This is a genomic window from Protofrankia sp. Cas3, assembly GCF_963555955.1.
Lineage (GTDB): Bacteria > Actinomycetota > Actinomycetes > Frankiales > Frankiaceae > Protofrankia.
The window spans coordinates 898-2,640 of the sequence record NZ_CAUVXP010000262.1; the positions used below are offsets into that span (position 1 = coordinate 898).

The 1,743-nt window shown below is 69.5% G+C and carries 1 protein-coding gene; it reads left to right on the plus strand.

Going from position 1 to position 1,743, the window contains the following annotated elements; all coding sequences use genetic code 11:
• Positions 1-207: 207 nt before the first annotated feature.
• A complete protein-coding gene (locus tag U9983_RS26700; RefSeq protein ID WP_322756659.1) occupies positions 208-1,458 on the plus strand; it encodes an IS4 family transposase in 1,251 nt (416 codons plus the stop codon).
• Positions 1,459-1,743 lie beyond the last annotated feature (285 nt).

Below are 1,743 nucleotides of genomic sequence, written 5' to 3' on the forward strand. Positions count from 1 at the left end.
GGTCCAGGCTCGTCCGGCAGGCAGAGAATCGCCAGCGCCGACGGAACCTTCCGCAAGACACAGTTACCATCCGTGCCCTGCCCGGACGCCCCATCCCCCAATGCCACGTAGCCTAAGTTGATCTTTCCTGTTTGGTCTGGATGGATGTTGGATGTCCGGCGTGTCGGTTCCAGGCGTTCCGCCTGGTTGTAGGCATGATCGTGGGGTGTGGAGCAGACTGGGGTGGTGCTACCGGCCGGCCGGGTGACCGACTGGATCTCGCTGGGCGTGCTGGCGTCGTGGGTGTCGCGGGACGCGGTCGACGAGGCGGTCGAGGAGACCGGCAAAGCCGCGAAGCGCTCGGACGGGACGATTCCCCCGCATGTGGTCGTCTATTTCGTGATGGCGTTGGCGCTGTTCGCGGACGAGGACTACGAGGAGGTCGCGGCGTCGCTGGCCGGGGTGCTCGCGGACTGGGGCGCTGGGTGGGAGCCGACGTCGAGCGGGCTTGCGCAGGCCCGTAAGCGGCTGGGCCCGGAGCCGATGGCCGAGCTGTTCCGCGAGGTCGCGCGGCCGGTCGCCCAGGAGGACACCGGGGGTGCGTTCTTCGGTGGGTGGCGGCTGATGAGCCTGGACGCGATGGTCTTCGACGTCGAGGCGTCGAAGAAGAACCTTGCCGAGTTCGGGCTGCCCGGCACCCGCGACGGCGCCGAGGCCGCGTTGCCGCAGGTCCGGGCGGTCACGGTCGATGAGTGCACCTCGCATGCGCCGGTGCTGGCCGCGCTCGGCCCGGCCGGCGCGGGCAAGGCCACCGGCGAGCAGACCCTCGCCCGGACCCTTTACCCGCGCTTCCAGGCGGACTGGTTGGTCACGGCCGACCGGAACTTCTACAACTGGGCGGACTGGTGCGCGGCCGACGACACCGGCGCGGGGCTGCTGTGGCGGGTGAAGGCTGACCTGCGCCTACCCGTGCTGGCCGAGCTGGGGGACCACTCCTACCTGTCCGTCCTGATCAACCCGGATATCCGCGGCAGGGCCCGCGCAGCGCTGCTCGACGCCGCCCGCGACCGCCGCCCGCTCGAGGGGGCGAAGGCCCGCTACGTCCGCGTCGTCGAGTACGACATCCCCGACCGCGAGGGCAACGGCAAACACGAACTGTTCGCCCTGATCACCAACATCCTCGATCCGCGGGACGCCCCCGCGATCCCGCTCGGCGGCGTCTACCAGCAAAGATGGGAGCACGAAACCGGCAACAAACAGCTCAAAACCTACCTACGCGGACCGGGGCGCGTCCTGCGCTCGAAGTCCCCGGAGTTGGTCTACCAGGAGATCTGGGGCTACCTGCTGACCCACTTCGCGATCAGCGCGCTGATCTGCACGGCGGCGACCGCCGCCGGGATCGACCCGGACCGGATCACGTTCACACGCACCGTCCGGCTCATCCGCAGGCGGGCCTCGGACCCGTCTTTTTCCCCCTGAACACCGCGAACGGATCCTGCGGCGGGTCCAGGCCGACATCACCCGGCCCACCAAGCTGAACACCCGCCGCCACCGCAGCTACCCCCGCGTCGTCCGACGCGCCCGCCACAACCACTACCCCGTCAAGAAGCCCGGCCAGCACGGCACCCGCTACGACGCGCCGCCGACCATCAGACTCGCCAGGCTCGTCGAGCCCCAGCCAGTTCCAAGGCCCACCGATCCGCCCGGCCGCGGTACACCAGCGTCCCCACGAGCAGCATGATCAAACTAGGCTACGTGGCATTG